Origin of the sequence: Nonomuraea sp. KM88, assembly GCF_052245635.1 — a bacterium.
Lineage (GTDB): Bacteria > Actinomycetota > Actinomycetes > Streptosporangiales > Streptosporangiaceae > Nonomuraea.
This window is the reverse complement of record NZ_JBQQCC010000004.1, coordinates 589,350-605,723: the sequence shown is the minus strand read 5'-3', so window position 1 is coordinate 605,723 and position 16,374 is coordinate 589,350. Positions and strand designations below refer to the sequence as shown.

Annotated in this window: 14 protein-coding genes; 8 read left to right on the top strand and 6 right to left on the bottom strand. The window is 71.5% G+C overall.

Features of this window, described 5'->3' with window-relative positions:
- Positions 1 to 5: 5 nt before the first annotated feature.
- From ACTWPV_RS16240 to ACTWPV_RS16230, 3 genes are all read right to left on the bottom strand, one after another.
- Positions 6 to 803 (bottom strand): LOG family protein, encoded by a 798-nt coding sequence (locus tag ACTWPV_RS16240; protein ID WP_347646373.1) that lies wholly within the window; start codon positions 801 to 803, stop codon positions 6 to 8.
- A 249-nt stretch (positions 804 to 1,052) separates the two neighbouring features.
- Complete coding sequence (gene dapE / locus ACTWPV_RS16235; protein ID WP_443152382.1) at positions 1,053 to 2,108, bottom strand: succinyl-diaminopimelate desuccinylase; 1,056 nt, start codon at positions 2,106 to 2,108, stop codon at positions 1,053 to 1,055.
- A complete protein-coding gene (locus ACTWPV_RS16230; RefSeq protein ID WP_443152381.1) occupies positions 2,108 to 2,941 on the bottom strand; it encodes a 2,3,4,5-tetrahydropyridine-2,6-dicarboxylate N-succinyltransferase in 834 nt (277 codons plus the stop codon). The genes dapE and ACTWPV_RS16230 overlap by 1 nt, the downstream gene beginning before the upstream one ends.
- A 37-nt stretch (positions 2,942 to 2,978) precedes the next feature.
- On the opposite strand from ACTWPV_RS16230, the gene ACTWPV_RS16225 reads away from it, so the two are divergent.
- Positions 2,979 to 3,794, top strand: a complete 816-nt coding sequence (locus tag ACTWPV_RS16225; RefSeq protein ID WP_443152380.1) for a hypothetical protein — start codon at positions 2,979 to 2,981, stop codon at positions 3,792 to 3,794.
- 57 nt (positions 3,795 to 3,851) lie between these two features.
- Here ACTWPV_RS16225 and ACTWPV_RS16220 read toward each other — a convergent pair whose 3' ends face one another.
- From ACTWPV_RS16220 to fdxA, 3 genes are all read right to left on the bottom strand, one after another.
- Complete coding sequence (locus ACTWPV_RS16220) at positions 3,852 to 4,508, bottom strand: DUF4178 domain-containing protein (protein WP_443152379.1); 657 nt, start codon at positions 4,506 to 4,508, stop codon at positions 3,852 to 3,854.
- A 90-nt stretch (positions 4,509 to 4,598) separates the two neighbouring features.
- The gene (gene dapC, locus ACTWPV_RS16215; protein WP_443152378.1) at positions 4,599 to 5,669 is read right to left on the bottom strand and encodes a succinyldiaminopimelate transaminase; all 1,071 of its coding nucleotides are present in this window, start codon (positions 5,667 to 5,669) and stop codon (positions 4,599 to 4,601) included.
- Positions 5,670 to 5,769: 100 nt separating this feature from the next.
- The gene (fdxA, locus tag ACTWPV_RS16210; RefSeq protein ID WP_132335925.1) at positions 5,770 to 6,096 is read right to left on the bottom strand and encodes a ferredoxin; all 327 of its coding nucleotides are present in this window, start codon (positions 6,094 to 6,096) and stop codon (positions 5,770 to 5,772) included.
- A 104-nt stretch (positions 6,097 to 6,200) separates the two neighbouring features.
- Between fdxA and ACTWPV_RS16205 the strand changes: the two genes are divergently transcribed.
- From ACTWPV_RS16205 to cysS, 7 genes are all read left to right on the top strand, one after another.
- Positions 6,201 to 6,431 carry a putative acetyltransferase gene (locus ACTWPV_RS16205; protein ID WP_443152377.1) on the top strand — a complete coding sequence of 77 codons (231 nt, stop codon included), beginning with the start codon at positions 6,201 to 6,203 and terminating at the stop codon, positions 6,429 to 6,431.
- A gap of 17 nt (positions 6,432 to 6,448) precedes the next feature.
- Positions 6,449 to 7,519, top strand: coding sequence for an ABC transporter substrate-binding protein (locus tag ACTWPV_RS16200; RefSeq protein ID WP_443152376.1), 1,071 nt, complete (start codon positions 6,449 to 6,451; stop codon positions 7,517 to 7,519).
- 102 nt (positions 7,520 to 7,621) lie between these two features.
- Positions 7,622 to 8,398 carry a class I SAM-dependent methyltransferase gene (locus ACTWPV_RS16195; RefSeq protein WP_347646365.1) on the top strand — a complete coding sequence of 259 codons (777 nt, stop codon included), beginning with the start codon at positions 7,622 to 7,624 and terminating at the stop codon, positions 8,396 to 8,398.
- A gap of 112 nt (positions 8,399 to 8,510) precedes the next feature.
- A complete protein-coding gene (locus ACTWPV_RS16190; RefSeq protein ID WP_443152375.1) occupies positions 8,511 to 11,180 on the top strand; it encodes a hypothetical protein in 2,670 nt (889 codons plus the stop codon).
- A 4-nt stretch (positions 11,181 to 11,184) separates the two neighbouring features.
- The gene (locus ACTWPV_RS16185) at positions 11,185 to 13,017 is read left to right on the top strand and encodes a UvrD-helicase domain-containing protein (RefSeq protein ID WP_443152374.1); all 1,833 of its coding nucleotides are present in this window, start codon (positions 11,185 to 11,187) and stop codon (positions 13,015 to 13,017) included.
- Positions 13,018 to 13,067: 50 nt separating this feature from the next.
- Positions 13,068 to 14,912, top strand: a complete 1,845-nt coding sequence (locus ACTWPV_RS16180) for a sigma factor-like helix-turn-helix DNA-binding protein (RefSeq protein ID WP_347646362.1) — start codon at positions 13,068 to 13,070, stop codon at positions 14,910 to 14,912.
- 20 nt (positions 14,913 to 14,932) lie between these two features.
- Positions 14,933 to 16,297 carry a cysteine--tRNA ligase gene (cysS, locus tag ACTWPV_RS16175; protein WP_443152373.1) on the top strand — a complete coding sequence of 455 codons (1,365 nt, stop codon included), beginning with the start codon at positions 14,933 to 14,935 and terminating at the stop codon, positions 16,295 to 16,297.
- Positions 16,298 to 16,374: the final 77 nt, after the last annotated feature.

Below are 16,374 nucleotides of genomic sequence, written 5' to 3'. Positions count from 1 at the left end.
CCAGCCTATTGGGGCTCTGCGGGCTGGGCGGCGGCGGACGCCAGTTCTTCCTCCTGCTGCTTCGACCGTGCCCGGTCGGCGTCGGCGATGATGCGCACGGCCTCGTCGACGTCGTCGGTGACGGTGATCAGATCGAGATCCTGGGGGGCGATCTTCCCGGTGCCGAGCAGAGCGGACTTGACCCACTCGAGCAGCCCGCCCCAGAACTCGGTGCCCACCAGCACCACGGGGAAGGAGGTGACCTTGCGCGTCTGCACCAGCGTGAGCGCCTCGAACAGCTCGTCGAGCGTGCCGAAGCCGCCGGGCAGGGCGATGAAGCCGCAGGAGTATTTGACGAACATCGTCTTGCGCACGAAGAAGTAGCGGAACTCGATGCCGAGGTCGACGTAGTCGTTCATGCTCTGCTCGAACGGCAGCTCGATGCCGAGCCCGACGGACACCGCGCCGTCCACGTCACGCGCGCCCCGGTTGGCGGCCTCCATGACGCCGGGCCCGCCGCCCGTGATGACGGCGTAGCCCGCCTCCGCCAGCGCCCGGCCAAGACGGCGGCCCTGCGTGTAGTCGGGGGACTCCTCACCGGTGCGCGCGGAACCGAAGACGGTGACCGCCCGCGGCAGCTCGGCGAGCTGGCCGAAACCCTCCACGAACTCGGCCTGGATGCGCAGCACCCGCCACGGGTCCATGTGCACCCAGTCGGACGGCCCCTGCCGGGCGAGCAGGCGCTGGTCGTGCGTGGAGGTGGGGACGAGGCGACCGCGGACGACTGCCTGCCCCTGACGGCGTTCCCGACGTGACTGTTCCATGCGGGTCACGCTAGTCGCCTTCGGACGCCGCCGGTTCCACCTCCGCTCGGCGGACGGAGCCGTACGGTGCCGGCGGACGGAGGTGCTTATCAGGACGAAACCGCAGGTAGGAGCCTTGACACCGGCCAATAAAAATTCTTGGAAGAAGCAGGGAACCGAATTTCGACTCCCCCGCGTCTAATTGCCGAGGGTGCTGCTCGGGACTGAAAGTGGTCTTCCCCGCCAAATGGCCGGCGAGGAAGGCCACTTTCATGTGGACAGCCAGTCGAGCATGGCCCGCTCGCTCTCGACGATCTTCGTCAGCGACACGTACTCCCCCTGCTGGTGCGCCAGGTTCGGATCGCCTGGCCCGTAGTTGACGGTGGGCACCCCCAGCGCGGAGAAGCGGGCGACGTCGGTCCAGCCCAGCTTGGCGCGCGGCGTGCCGCCGACCGCCTCGGTGAAGGCCGCCGCCACCGGATGCGTCAGGCCCGGCCGCGCCGCGGGCGCGGCGTCGACGAAGGCCACCTCGAAACCGTCGAACACCTCGCGTACGTGCTCCTGGGCCCGCTCGATCGACAGGTCGGGTGCGAAACGGTAGTTGACGGTCACGACGCACTGGTCCGGGATGACATTGCCCGCGACCCCGCCGCGCACGCCGACCGCGTTCAGCCCCTCGTGGAACTGGAGACCGTCGACCACCGGCCGCCTGGCCTCGTACGCGTTGAGCCTGGCGAGCACCGGCTCGATCCCGTGAATGGCGTTGACCCCCAGCCACGACCTGGCGCTGTGGGCGCGCTTGCCCGTCACGGTGACCTCGGCGCGCAGCGTGCCCTGGCAGCCGCCCTCGATGACGCCGTCGGTCGGCTCCATCAGCACCGCGAAGTCGGCCGCCAGCCAGCCGGGGTGGTCTCTGGCGACCCTGGTGAGGCCGTTGCGCTCGGCCTCGACCTCCTCGCAGTCGTAGAACACGTACGTGATGTCCCTGCCCGGCGCCGGGACGGCCGCCGCCAGCTTGAGCGCGACCGCCACGCCGGCTTTCATGTCGGACGTGCCGCACCCGTACAGCAGGTCTCCCTCGACCCTGCTCGGCAGGTTGGCGGCGACGGGGACGGTGTCGAGGTGCCCGGCGATCAGCACCCGCTCGGGGCGGCCCGCCCGGGTGCGGGCCACGACGGTCTCCCCCGACCGGTCGACCTTCAGGTGCGGCAGCGCCGACAGCGCCCGCTCCACCTCGTCGGCCAGCCGACGCTCTGCGCCGCTGACCGACTCGATGTCCACGATCGCGGCGGTGAGCGCGCGTACGTCCTGCGTCAGGTCAAGCATCAGGTGTTCACTCCGTGTTCGCGCAGCACCTCGTTGAGCGCCGCCTTGTCGTGCCGTTGCCCCGGCTCCAGGTATTTGAGCACGAGCACGCAGGGCAGGCCGAACGAGCCGCCGGGGAACTCCTTCTGGCGGGTGCCGCCGACCGCCACGCACCACGCGGGGATGCGGCCGCGGGCGACCTCTTCGCCCGTCCGCACGTCGATCACGGGGATCGAGCCGGAGAGGATCGTCCCCGCGCCGACCACCGCGCCCTGCCCGACCCGGGCTCCCTCGACGATCATCGCCCGGCTGCCGACCAGCGCGTCGTCCTCGACGACGACGGGGACGGCGCCGGGCGGCTCCAGCACGCCGCCGATGCCCACCCCGCCGGACAAATGCACGTTTTTGCCGATCTGGGCGCAGGATCCGACCGTGGCCCAGGTGTCGACCATGGTGCCCGCGTCCACGTACGCGCCGATGTTGGTGAAGGACGGCATCAGCACCACCCCGGGCGCCACATAGGAGCCCCACCGGGCGATCGCCCCCGGCACCACCCGCACCCCGTCGAACGAGCTCTTGAGCGGGTGTCTGTCGTGGTGCTGGAAGTCACCCACCTGCGAGCGGGCCATGCCGAGCACCGTGAAGCTGAGCAGGATCGCCCGCCTGGCGCGCTCGTCCACGACGACGTCGCCGCCGACCAGGCGGGCCGCCCTGGCCTCGCCCTTGTCGAGCAGGTCGACGGCGCCGACCACCACGTTGCGCGCGTCGACGTCAGCGGGCGACAACTCCGCCCTGCGCTCCCACAGCTCGTCCACCACCGGCGAGATCGGTGACGAGGTGCTCACGTGACTCATGGCCTCGGAGCTTATCCGTCCGGGTAGGTTCTTCAGCGTGCGCGTGCGCTTCTCCCGTGGGGTCATCACCATCGCGATCATCGTGATCGTTCTCGCCGTGGCCATTTCCGTGGGCCTCTACCACCTGCTCAAGCGGACACCCCAGCTGGCCGAGCGGCACGCGTACTGCGTGGTCAACACGCCCGACGGCGTCCGCAACCTCGATCCCGAGCAGGCGCAGATCTCGGCCACCATCGCGGCGGTCGCGGCGCGGCGCAGGCTGCCGGAGCGGGCCGTGGTGATCGCGTACGCGACGGCGATCCAGGAGTCGAAGCTCTACAACGTCAACTTCGGCGACCGCGACTCCGTGGGCGTGTTCCAGCAGCGCCCGTCGCAGGGCTGGGGCAAGAAGAAGCAGCTCATGGACCCCGTCTACGCCACCAACAAGTTCTTCGCCGCCCTGGTCAAGGTGAAGAACTACCGCAAGCTCCCGCTGGCGGAGGCGGCGCAGGCCGTGCAGCGCTCGGCGGGCGGCTACGCCTATGCCGCGCACGAAAGCGAGGCCGAGATTCTCGCCGCGGCGTTCACCGGGCGCGTTCCGCAGGCGGTGCACTGCTGGTATCCCGCCGGTAAGACGCCCGCTCCGAAGTCGCGGGCCGCCGCGGCCCGCAAGCAGCTCGCCAGGGCGCTCGGCAGCACGGCGATCACCACGAAGCGGCGCGGCTGGCTGGTGGCCGCCTGGTCGGTGGCCCACGCCGAGAAGTACGCGCTCAACCGCGTCGGCTACAACGGTGCCACCTGGGTCAACGACTTCGAGCGCGACGGCTGGCAGGCGGGCGGCCAGGCGAGCGCCCGCCGGGTGGACCTGTCGTAGCGCCCGCGGGAGGCCCGGTCAGAAGGCCCGGTGAGAGGGCTCGGCCAGGAAGCCCGGTCAGGACGCCCTGCGCACGATGGAGATCGAGCCGGGCGGCAGCGGCTGGGCGTAGCAGGCCGTCCATGGGCGGCCCTGGATGCGTTCGAAGGAGAGCAGCCGCCCGTCCGACGCACGGTAGTCGGCGAAGTCGAGCAGGCCCCTTTCGGGGTTTCCCGTGTCGCCCTCGCTCCTGAACGCGGCCGTGCCCCGCTCGATCGGGAAGAACTCCACGCCCTCCATGATCAGCATGCTCTTGGCCGGGACCATGCCCTGGGTGGGCACGTCGGTCCAGAGCAGCACCTCGAGGTGCGGCGGGTCGCCGTCGAGCACCTCCACCGACAACCACTGCAAGCGCCGCGAGCCGTCGCGCAGGAGATATTCGGTCCACTGGTTGCCCTGCCACGAGACGTGCATGGAGCCGAGCACGCGCGCCGGCGAGCCCTGCACCTCGATCCGGTCGCCGACCTGGATCGTGCGAGGGTCGGTGTAGTCGGTGCCGGCATGCCCGGGCGCGATCACCGGCGCGGCCAGCGGGGTCTCGACGGGAGCGACCTCAGCCGGCGGCGCGCTCGTCCGGCCCTTCCTGTCCTGTCGCAGGGTGGCCAGGAAGGCACCCAGCAACAGCAGGATGGTGACGATGCTCAGCCCGAGTACGACCATGGAGGTCATGCTCATCGATCAGCTCGCTCCACTCGCGGTCTGTCTCGGCAAAAGCTCTTATCAATTTATGCGTCAAGCCCGCGCGGCGGGCTATGTCGCGCGATCCTACTGGAGGCGGCGCACGGCCGCACCGATCCGCTCATCAGTGGCCGTGACGGCGATGCGGATGTGCCGCTCACCTGCCGGTCCGTAGAACTCGCCCGGCGCGACCAAAATGCCGATTTCGGAGAGCTTGCCCACCTGGTCCCAGGCGCTCTGCCCGTTCGACGCCCAGAAGTACAGCCCGGCCGTCGAGTGGTCGACGCGCCACCCGGCCCGCTCCAGCGCGGGCCGCAGCAGGGCGCGGCGGGCGGAGTAGAGCTCGCGCTGCCGGTTGGCGTGCGCGTCGTCGCCGAGCGCGGCCGTCATCGCCGCCTGGACGGGGGCGGGCATGATCATGCCCGCGTGCTTGCGCGTCTCCAGCAGCCGCTTGACCAGGACGGGGTCACCCGTCACGAACCCGGCTCGGTATCCGGCCAGGTTGGAGCGTTTGGAGAGCGAGTGGACCGCGAGCAGGCCTTCGTGGGAGCCGCCGCAGACGTCGGGGTGCAGGATCGAGACCGGCTCCTCCTCCCAGCCGAGCTCGATGTAGCACTCGTCGGAGGCCACGACCGTGCCGCGCTCGCGCGCCCACGCCACGACCTTGCGCAGGTGCTCGACCGGCAGCACCTTGCCCGTCGGGTTGCCGGGAGAGTTGACCCAGACGAGGTCGGCCCGCTCGGGGCCGAGCGCGAGCGTGCTGTCGGCGGCGGTCGCCACCGCACCGGCCAGCCGGGCGCCCACGTCGTAGGTGGGGTAGGCCAGCTCGGGGAAGACCACCCGCCGTGCCCCGAGGTAGGTGGGCAGCCAGGCGACGAACTCCTTGGAACCGATCACCGGGAGCACGTCACGCTGGTCGACGGTGACGCTGTGCCGGCGGCGCAGCCACCCCGCGGCCGCCTCGCGCAGCGCCTTGGTGCCGTGGGTGAAGGGGTAGCCGGGACTGTCGGCCGCCTGGACCAGCGCGTCCTGGACGTTCTGGGGCACGGGGTCGACGGGCGTGCCGACCGACAGGTCGACGATGCCGCCGGGATGTGCCAGCGCGCGCTCCTTGTACGGCTCCAGCTTGTCCCAGGGGAAGTCGGGCAGGTTGTTCACGGTTCTCCAGGGTGTCACGTTGCCGTATCGAGCGCCGGGCACGCCTCGAGAACGGGGCGCACCCGGCCTGGATGCCCCCGCTCGCTCCGTGCCGGGACCGTCAGTGGCCCTCTGCCTGCGGCGGCAGGGCGGCCACCACCGGGTGGTCCTTCTCGATCTTTCCGACCTTCGAGGCGCCTCCGGGCGAGCCGAGGTCCTCGAAGAAGTCCACGTTCGCCTTGTAGTAGTCCTTCCACTGCTCGGGAAGGTCGTCCTCGTAGAAAATGGCCTCGACGGGGCATACAGGCTCACACGCGCCGCAGTCCACGCACTCGTCGGGGTGGATGTAAAGCATGCGCTCGCCCTCGTAGATGCAATCAACGGGGCATTCCTCGATGCACGCCTTGTCCAGGACGTCCACGCAAGGCTGCGCGATGACGTAGGTCACCTCGAGCTCCTTCTCTCCGCACCATGACATGACTCTGACCGCGGTTTGCTACGCCCTAGTATTGCCGTGCTTGCCGACTGGCCGAAACGGAGGGTGGCAAACTCGTGGCGGCACGGCTCGTCATCGCGATCACAAGTCAGGACATCGGCGCACGAATCACCACCCGCAGGCGCGTTCCAGAAGGCTTTCGCGACGCGGTGGGCATCCTCGTGTCGTGGGAGTCAGGGGTGCTGACCGTCCGCAAGAGGGACGGCACTCTGGTGGAGATTCCTGAAGAGACACTCGTAGCCGCCAGGGTCGTTCCGGCCGCGCCTCCTCGACCTGGACGGATGTAGCGGTAAGTATTCGTTGTGTGACTGTACGTACCTGCGCCGCCGCAGCAGCCATCCTCGCCAGCGCCGGATGCGGCGCGTCGTCCACCGACTCCGCCTCCACCGAGGCCAAGAACCTGCCGCCCGTCAACGCCCAGGCCGCCTCCATGAAGGCCGGCTTCGGCACCATGGAGCGGCTCGTCGAGACCGCGGCGCGCGAGGGCGAGCTCAACGTGATCGCCCTGCCCCGCGACTGGGTCAACTACGGCGAGATCATCGACACCTTCGCCGACAAGTACAACATCAAGGTCAACGAGCTCGAGCCCAACGCCGGCAGCAAGCGCCAGCTCGACGTCGCCGCGCAGCTCAAGCCCGACGTGTTCGATCTGACGATGGATGTGGCCGTCGCCGGAGCCGGGCGGTTCGCCCCGTACAAGGTGCAGGGCTGGCAGGACCTGCCCGACCAGGTCAAGGACCCGTCAGGCGGCTGGTACGCGGCCTACGGGGGCTACATGTCCATCGGGTACGACCCGCGCGCCGTCAAGCCGCCCGCCTCCTTCGCCGACCTGCTGAAGCCCGGCTACCGGGTCGCGCTCGACGGCGACCCGCTGCGCTCGGCGTCGGCGTTCGACGGCGTGATGGCCGCTTCCATGCGGGCCGGCGTGCCGCAGCCGGCGCAAGGGGTGTCGCTGTTCGCCAAGCTCAAGCAGGCGGGCAGGCTCACCGAACCGGCCAAGGCCAACACGATCGTCGCCTGGGACCACCTGAACGCCGCCCGCAGCGCGCACCAGCCCGACGGCTGGAAGGTGACGATCCCTCGCGACGCCGCGCTCGGCGGCTACCACGTGCAGGCGATCAGCAAGACGGCGCCGCATCCGGCCGCCGCCCGGCTGTGGCAGGAGTTCCTGTTCTCCGACGAGGGCCAGAACCTGCTCATGAAGGGTTTCGCCCGGCCCGCGCGCACCGAGGCGATGCGCATGAAGGGCACGCTCGACGCCGAGCAGGCCGCGAAATTGCCCAAGGCGCCCGGCCCTCCGGTCATCCTGACGATTCCGCAGGCAGACGCGGCGAAGGCGTACCTCAAGCGGCAATGGGCGAAGAGCATGGGATGAGTCCGATGTGACTTGATATGTCGTAGGGACGTTCAGGCTCTAAAGTGAACGGACAGCACGGCCACGGGGGCCCGATGTCTGATCGAATGTGAGCTGATCGTCTTGCGATACGACACGCCGAGTTTGGAGCGGTGGAACAGTCGCGCCTACGACAGCAGCTTCGGCTACGTCTCGACCCAGGGCGCGCCACTGGTCGACCTGCTCGACCCGCGACCCGGAGAGCGCGTGCTCGACCTCGGGTGCGGCACCGGAGTGCTCACCGCCCAGATCGCCTTCAGAGGCGCCGACGTGCTCGGCATCGACGGCTCAGCCAAGATGATCGAGAAGGCGCTGGCCCAGTATCCGGGCATCAACTTCATCGTCGGTGACGGGCACGACTTCACCGTCGTCGAACCGTACGACGCGGTCTTCTCCAACGCGGCGCTGCACTGGATGAGCCGCGACCCCGGCACCGTGATCGCGAACGTCCGCGAGGCGCTCACGCCTGGCGGACGTTTCGTCGCCGAGATGGGCGGAGCGGGCAACTGCGCCGAGCTGACCGCGGCCATGCTCACCGCCTGGCGGGAATACGGCCTGCGCGAACCGGACCTGCCGTGGTATTTTCCCACGCCTGCCGAGTACGCCCGGCGTCTCGAACAGGAGGGTTTCGTCGTCAGGTTGCTCGAATACTTCGACCGGCCGACGCCCCTCGACGAGTGCCCGGGCGGAGCCGCCGACTGGGTGAACACGTTCGCCGCCTCGGTGCTCGAGGGGCTCCCGCCGAACATCGTGGGGCCCCTGCTGCGGCGCGTCAACGAACTGGCCGCCCCTGCGCTGCGCAGGGAGAGCGGCTGGATGGCCGACTACGTGCGCCTACGCTTTGCCGCTGTTCGGCGCTGATGCGTAGTGCATGATGCGTAGGGCTGTTTTGCCGGACTATGGTCTGTTCCGTGGGCGGCGAGACTATGGCTGCACCGCTGCGGCGGCGTGAGGGGCTGGTGAACGGAACGGGATGAATTTCTGCCTGAGCGACCTCGTACCACCGTTGAGGTGGAGCGACGCGTCGACGATCACGCTACTCACCGGGCAACCGGACCTGCCGGACGCGTGGTGGCGCACCCTGCCCATGCCACACGTGCTCGCGGCCATCGGCCCGGAGTCGCTGGGCGAGCTGCTCACGGAGATCGCCCTGGAGCACTGGCCCGCGGCGACGGTGGGCGACGTCCTGCCAGCACTGCACGTCCTGGACCCCGACGAGGCCGACGAGCCCGCCGTCGCCATCGCGCTCGACCGGGCCGGCTCGTGGGCGGGACTGCTGGCGCTGACCAGCCGGGAGCTGGTCGACCAGCCTTTCATCCAGGCGCGGCCGGTGCTGAACACGCTGTTCTCCGCGGTCCTGGTACGCCTCGCGCGCCCGCGTCCTGAGCACCCGGTGCCGGCGGCCGAGGCCGCGGCCTCGGTCGGCCCGATCGTGGCCCCCGCACCGGCCGCAACGGCGCACGGCTCCGAGCCCGTCGCCGCCGGCCCGGAGCCCGCGCGGACGGCCGGGGAGCCGCCCCGCGAGACCTCGCGGAGAGGGCGCGCCTCTCAGGCGCGTGCAGCCGAGCACCCGGCGGAGGGCGCCGAGCACTCCGTCGCCGCCGTCCGGCCGGGCGCTGAGCACTCCGCCGCGGCCGACCAGCGGGGCGAGGGTCAGGATGCCGTCGAGGCGGGTCAGCTCCGCGGGCGGGCCGCCGAGCACGAGACGCCTCAGGCGGCCGGTGAGCGTGCCGCCGAGGCGCCGGCACGGTTCGCCGCCGAACCGGGCGAAGCCGCGCCAGTGACCGACCGCGACGCTGAGGCCGACCGCGACGCTGAGGCCGCGAGTGCCGAGCAGGTCGCGGAAGCCGGCGCCAATGCCGCGAGTGTTGCGCAGGTGGTGGAGTCCGCGGCTGAGGCCGTGAGCCCGGAACGGGTAGCGGAGCCTGAGGCTGCGGAATCCGCGGCTGAGGCCGTGAGCCCGGGGCCGGTCGTGGAGGCCGAGGCCGAGGCGGGCGGCCCCGCGCACGGTGCGGAGAGCCCGGAGAAGGGTGCTGAGAAGGGCCAGGAGAAGGGCGCTGACCAGCCGGCCGAGCTCCGGTCCGAGAACCCTCCGTTCGAGCAGCCAGAACAGTTCCAGAGTGAGCAGGCTCGCCCGGCCGACTTCCCGCAGGCACCAGCCGAGCAGGCGGAGGCCGAGCAGGCGCAACTCGACGCGCAGCCGTCGGAGGGGTACCCCTCCGTAGAGGGTGCGCCCGCCGCGGAGGCGGGGCAGTCGTGGCAGCCGTTCGGCGGGCGGGCGGAAAGCGCGGGCGACGCCCTCGCGCCCGGTCAGGACGTGCTGGAGTCCTCCCCCGTGGCTGCGGAGCCGGTGAGCGCGGCCGGGCAGGAGCCCGCGCACCAGCGCAACGCCGCGCCGGAATCCGAGCCCCAGGTCGTGGCAGCGCCGGAATCCGAACCTCAGGCCGTGGCGATGGAGTCCGGACCCCAGTCCGACGCGGCGCCGGAGCCCGGGCCTCGGGCCGATGCGGCGCCGGCGCATGAGTCCCAGGGCGATGGGGCGGTGTCCGGACCGGGCACCGTGGAGCCCGAACCGGTGGCGGAGGCGGCCGGGCGCGAGCAGCCGTTGCCGGCGCTCATCGAGGCCGCGTTCGCCGGGCTGGACGACAAGAGCTGGGCGGTGGCGCAGAACCGGATCTTCACCGACGAGCCCTCGGCGGTGGACCAGCTGGCCAAACTCTTCGCCGTCCCGCCGGCGGAGATCGCCGCCACCGAGGACGAGCTGCGCGCCCGCCTCGACCAGTGGCTGGCCAGCGAGGAGGCGGCGCCGTACCGCGCCCACCTGGACGACCTGGTGCGGACGCTGGGCCCGGCCGCCCCCAAGGAGCAGCTCATCGGCGTGGCCGACTGGCACCAGGTGGAGATCCGCGCGCTGGAGGTGCCCGCCTGGCAGTTCGTCCTGGCGACCCTCGCACCCCAGCCCCACCCCCAGCCCCAGGCCGCCCAGGCACCGCAGGCGCAGTCGGCGTTCGGCCCGGTTCAGGCGGCTCCCCCGCCGGCCGGCCCGCCGCAGTTCCAGGCGTTCGCGCCGGTCGCGCCTGCGGGCGAGTCGAACGGCGGCTCCGCCGACGAGGGCGGCCAGCCGTACCAGCCGTTGAAGGACGTCTCCCAGACCCGGCGCTGTTTCCGGCAGCCTGACGGGCGCTGGTGGTTGCGCATCGACGTGACCGCCGAGCAGCTCGCGGGCGGCGAGTGCGCGCTGCCGACGGGGTTCGCGTCGTACCTGGGCCTGTCGCCGGGCGAGAGCAGGACGGTAAGGAGCGCCGCGGGCGAGCTGACGATGACGTGGCACGGCAAGCCGGTGCTCGAGTCGATCGAGCGCCTCCTGGTCGACGTGGGCGCGCGCGAGGGCGGGCACCTGTTCCTGACCTTGTCGGACGAGGGCGTGCTCAGGGCCAGGCACCTGCCGGTCGCCGCCCAGGGCGCGGAGAAGATCACCAAGGCGCTGCGCCTGGTCGGGTACACCGCCCCGGGAGGCACCAGGGACCAGGCGGCCCGGGTCATCGCCACCAGGATCGGGATGACGGGCCCGGTCAGCCTGCCCGACCTGCTCACCAGGCTCCGCGAGCGCGGGGACCGCGACCTGCTCGCTCTCCTGGACTGAGCCGGTGCCGCGGCTCGCGATCGGCCCTGGGTTTCCCAGGGAGCTCAGCGCACTGGCGCCGCCGGTGCGCAGGGATGCCGTGGTCGCGCTGCGCCGGTTCCTGCTGAACGTGGCCGGTGCCCCGCATCCGCAGCGGGTGCGGGGCGCCAGGGACGCGAGGGTCGCGACGCTGCGCCTGGCCGAGGGGCATCGCGGGGTGGTGGTGCGGCAGCGGGACGTGTTCTGGCTGCGTACGGTGCTGCCCGACCCGGAGGCCTGGTCGTACGCGCAGCGTCACAGGTTCGGCGTCAACCCGGTGCTCGGCGTGATCGAGGAGTGGGACGCCGAGGCGCTCGAACGGGTGGAGCCCGCGTTACGCAGGTCGGTGCGCAAGCCTGGGCTGTTCGCCCCGATCTGCGACGGCGATCTGCTCGCGCTCGGCCTGGACTTTCACGCGCTGCCGCTGTTCAGGCTGGTCACGACCGAGGCCGACGTGGCGGCGCTGGAACCCCTGCTGCCGCCCACCCAGCACGCCCCGCTCGCGGTGCTCGCCCGTGGCGGCACGCTGGCGCAGGCGTGGCGGGAGCTGGACGCCTGGCGTGCCTCGTCCGAGGAGCCGGGGCCGGTCGACCCCGACGATCTGTACGCGGCGCTGCTGCGCAGCCCGGACCGGGCGGTGTTCGTGGCCGGCAAGGTGGAGCTCGACCGGGTGTTGCGCGCGCCTGACTGGTGCACGTTCCTGCATCCGCCGCAGCACCGGCTGGCCAGGGCCGCGCGCTACGAGCACCCGGTGCTGGTGGTGGGCGGAGCGGGCACGGGCAAGACCGTCGTCGCCCTGCACAGGGCCGCTCATCTGGCCGCGCACGGCGCGGGACCGGTGTTGCTCGTGACGTTTTCCCAAGGGCTTGCCGAAGAACTGTCTGCGAAACTCGACCTTCTGATCGATGATGAGGTGGTGCGTAAGCGGGTCGAGGTGGACAACGCCGATCGCCTGGCCATGCGGATCGTGACCGACGCGGAGGGCCGGCGACCGGCGCTGGTCGGGCAGGGGGCGCGCTCGCTGGCCGAGCTGACCGACGAGGCGCTCAGGCTGCTGTCGCGCGCGACGGGCGACCTGCTCGACGACGTCGATCCGGGGCACAAGCCGTACCGTCACATCGTGGTGGACGAGGCGCAGGACGTCAGCCCGGCCCAGTGGCGGCTGCTGCGGGCGGCGGCGCCGCACGCGCGCGACGACCTGTTCGTGGTCGGCGATCCGCACCAGCGGGTCACCGACGCGCGGGTGGCGCTGGGCGCGGTCGGCATCCCCGCCGTCCAGCACACGCTCAAGCTCTCCTACCGCCTGCCGCAGGAGCTGCTGTCGTTCGTGGTCAGGCTGCGCGGCGGCGGCCTCGCGCCCGGCCTGGTCAAGGGCGCCACCGACATGTACGGCCTGCGCTCGGCTCGCGACGGCGCCCGGCCGGTGGTCAGGGCGTACGCCACCCAGGAGGAGGAGCTGGAGGGGCTGCGGACCGTGGTCGAGTCGTGGCTGGCGGACGGCGTGCCCGCCGAGGAGATCGCGGTCGGCGCCCGTGACGTCCGGCATGTGCGTGCCGCACGGCGGGCGCTGTCGGGCCTGGACGTGCGCGCGTGGGCCTTCCCTCACCTGAAGGGGCTCGAGTTCGAGCGGGTGGCGCTGGTCGGAGTGGCGGAGGGCGTGGTGCCCGAGCCGCCGCCGGAGGAACCGCCGGAGGATCCGCACTCCAGGGCTCGTGCGTTGCAGCGCGAACGGAGCATACTGTTCGTCGCCTGCACCCGTGCCCGCTCGATGCTCTATATCTCCCATTCCGGACGAGGGAGCCCCTTTTTGTCCCTCTGATCACATAGTCTGAACTGCGGATATAACGTCCCATTGCCGGTTGGACCTCAATGAACCTCAGCCTGAGCGACCTCGCGCCACCACTGCGCTGGACCTCCCCTGGTCAGATTGCGCCGATCGTGGAGGAGCCGCAGCTGCCCGAGGCCTGGTGGCAGGCGATTCCTCTCGACCGTGCCTGCGCCATCGCCGGCACGCAGACCGTGGCGGGCCACCTGGCCGGCCTGGCCATGGCCTGCTGGGGTCATCTGATGCTCGGCGACATCCTGCCGCTGCTGCGCTTCTCCGACCCCGCCGAGGCCGAGCGGACGCCGGAGACGCTGGGCAAGGACGTGGTGCAGAAACTGTTCACCGGCGTGTTCGAGCGGCTGCTCGAACCCCTCCCCGAGGCCGTGCCCGCGCCGTCCAGGGCGGACAAACCGCTGCCCGAGCTGATCGACGACCTGTTCGGAGCGCTGGACGACCGGCAGCGGGCCATCGCCCGCGACCGGCTGTACGCGACGCAGCGGGCCACGCTCGACGAGCTGGCGCAGCGGTTCTCGGTGACGCGCGAGCGGATCAGGCAGATCGAGCGCGACCTGCGCGAGCACGTGGAGGCCTGGCTGGCCAAGCCGGAGGCCGCCGCGGTGGCCGCGCACGTGTCGTGGCTGCGCGGCCGGCTGGGCTCGGCCGTGCCCGCCGACGACCTGCAGGCCGCGGTCCCGTGGCACGCCGCCGAGCTGCGCAGCCTGGGCATCCCGGCGTGGCGGTTCGTACGCACGCTGCTGACCGGCTACGAGCAGTCCGACGGCTGGCTCGTGGCGGGCGGGGCGGACGACCTGAGGGAGAAGACCCGCCAGCTGTTCGCCGACGGGCCCCACCCCCTCGCCGAGGCCGTGACCATGGTCGCCCAGCTCGGCGTGCGGGAGGACGTCGCGGAGCGGTGGATCCTGAGCGTGCCGCACCTGCGCGTGCTGGGCACGCACGTGGTGCCGTGGCCGCGCAGCGTCAACGAGAAAGCGGAGGCGGTGCTGGCGGTGGCCGGCACGCCGCTGTCGCCCGAGGAGATCCAGGAGCGCATCGGCGAGGACTACAGCCTGGTCGGAATCCGCAACCAGCTCACCGCCGACGACCGCTTCCGCCGGATCGACCGCAACAAGTACGGCCTGACCCGCTGGGGCGGCGACGAATACCTGGGGATCAGGGAGATGATCGCCCGGGAGATCGAGCGGGCCGGCGGCGAGGCGTCGGTGAGCACGATCGTGACCAACCTGACCTCCCGCTACGACGTGAGCGAGAGCTCGGTGCGGGCCTACTCCGGCGGCCCCGGGTTCGAGCGGACGCAGCGGGGCTGGATCCGGGTGGCGGGCACCTCGCCGAGCGGGGAGGCGGAGCCGTACCATCCGCGCAAGGGCGTGGCGGAGACGCGGCGCAGCTTCCGCTCCCGCGACGGGCGCTGGTGGCACCGGGTGGACATCAACGCCGAGCACCTACGTGGCTCCGGCTCGCCGCTGCCGACCGGGTTCGCGGCGTACCTGGGGATGGCGCCAGGCGGGTCGCTGACCGCCTCCACGCCGTCAGGTGACGTGGTGATCAGCTGGCACAACCAGCCCACCATGGGGTCGATCCGCAACGTGCTGGCCGACTTCAAGGCGAGCGACGGCGACCACGTGTTCCTGACCGTGTCGGACGGCGGCGAGTTGCTGACGCGCCACATGCCCGCCGCGCCGCCCGGCATGCCGCCGCTCAACCGGGCCCTCTACCTCATCGGGATCACCGCACCGGTCAACTCGGAGATCGAGGGGCTGCGGCTGATCGGGGCCAGGATCGGGGCGTCCGACCTCGCCACGCGCGACGAGATCCTGGACAGGCTGCGCGAGCGCGGCGACAGGGACATCCTCGGTTTCCTGGGCGGATGACCTCGGGCTAAGCTCGGCAGATGGTGCGGATCTACGACACGCGCACCCGGCAGGTCGAGGAGATCGCCGCCGGGCGGGCGGTGCGGATGTACACGTGCGGGCCGACGGTCTACCGCCACGCGCATGTGGGCAACCTGCGCACCTACCTGCTGTCCGACCTGCTCAGACGGGTTCTGGAGCTGCGGCGGGTGCGCGTGCTGGCCTGCCAGAACATCACCGACGTCGGCCACCTCGCCGACGACGCCGACGAGGGCGAGGACAAGGTCCTCGCGCAGGCGCGGGCCGAGGGCCGCCCGGTGAGCGAGCTCGCCCGCTTCTACGAGGACGCCTTCAGGCGTGACACCAGCGCGCTCGGCCTGCGGCCTCCCGAGCACATGCCGCGCGCGAGCGAGCACATCGACCTGATGATCGAGCTGATCGCCAAGCTGATCGAGAAGGGGCACGCGTACGCGGTGCCGGACGGGTCGGTCTTCTTCGACGTACAAACCTTTCCCTCGTACGGCGAAATTTCCGGTAACCGGCTGGACGCGCTCAAGCCCGCCCACCGCATCGACGCCGTCGACCCCCGCAAACGTTTCCACGCCGACTGGGCCCTGTGGAAACCCGCCACAGGCGAGCTGAGCTGGGACGCGCCGTGGGGGCGCGGTTTCCCCGGCTGGCACGTGGAGTGCTCGGCCATGTCGCTGCGCTATCTCGGGTCGCGCTTCGAGATCCACACCGGCGGCATCGACCTGAGGTTCCCGCACCACGAGGACGAGCGGGCACAGTCCGACGCGGCCGCCGGGCACGAGGTCGTGCGCCACTGGGTGCACGGTGAGCACCTGCTGTTCGACGGGCGCAAGATGGCCAAGTCCACCGGCAACGTGGTGCTGCTCTCCGACGTGGCCGACGCCGGCCTCGACCCGCTGGCGCTGCGCCTGGCCTTCATGGAGCACCGCTACCGCCAGCAGCTCAACCTGACCTGGGAGACGTTGCGGGCCGCCGACCGCACGCTGCGCAGGTGGCGCTCGCGGGTGGCCGAGTGGTCGGAGTCGGTCAGCGCGCCCATGCCCCGCGACCACGTGGCGCGGGTGGAGGCGGCCATCGAGGACGACCTCGACACGCCGTCGGCGCTGCGCGCCCTGCGGGAGCTGGAGCGGGACGAGTCGGTGGCGCCTGGGGCGAAGCTCGAGGCGTTCCTGCACCTGGACCAGGTGCTGGCGCTGGACCTGCCGAGCGAGATCGGCAAGACGCGGGTGCTGCCGCCAGGGGCCGGGGAGTTGCTGGAGGCCCGCGCCCGGGCCCGCGAGGCGAGAGACTGGGGGGCGTCCGACCGGCTCAGGGACGAACTCGCCGAGATGGGGGTCCGCGTGGCCGACACCCCGGAGGGGCAGACCTGGGCCTGATCTTCGGGTCCTGATCCTGTGGCCGGCGCTCCGCGCGCCCGTTGCGACGTTCCAAGGAGTGATCTTCGGCTGTCAGA

Excerpts from the sequence above, each read along its gene's own strand:
- ACTWPV_RS16180 (WP_347646362.1), top strand. The coding sequence starts at position 13,068 with ATGAACCTCAGCCTGAGCGACCTCGCGCCACCACTGCGCTGGACCTCC.
- ACTWPV_RS16230 (WP_443152381.1), bottom strand. The coding sequence starts at position 2,941 with ATGAGTCACGTGAGCACCTCGTCACCGATCTCGCCGGTGGTGGACGAG.
- ACTWPV_RS16220 (WP_443152379.1), bottom strand. The coding sequence starts at position 4,508 with ATGAGCATGACCTCCATGGTCGTACTCGGGCTGAGCATCGTCACCATC.
- cysS (WP_443152373.1), top strand. The coding sequence starts at position 14,933 with ATGGTGCGGATCTACGACACGCGCACCCGGCAGGTCGAGGAGATCGCC.
- ACTWPV_RS16240 (WP_347646373.1), bottom strand. The coding sequence starts at position 803 with ATGGAACAGTCACGTCGGGAACGCCGTCAGGGGCAGGCAGTCGTCCGC.
- dapE (WP_443152382.1), bottom strand. The coding sequence starts at position 2,108 with ATGCTTGACCTGACGCAGGACGTACGCGCGCTCACCGCCGCGATCGTG.
- ACTWPV_RS16190 (WP_443152375.1), top strand. The coding sequence starts at position 8,511 with ATGAATTTCTGCCTGAGCGACCTCGTACCACCGTTGAGGTGGAGCGAC.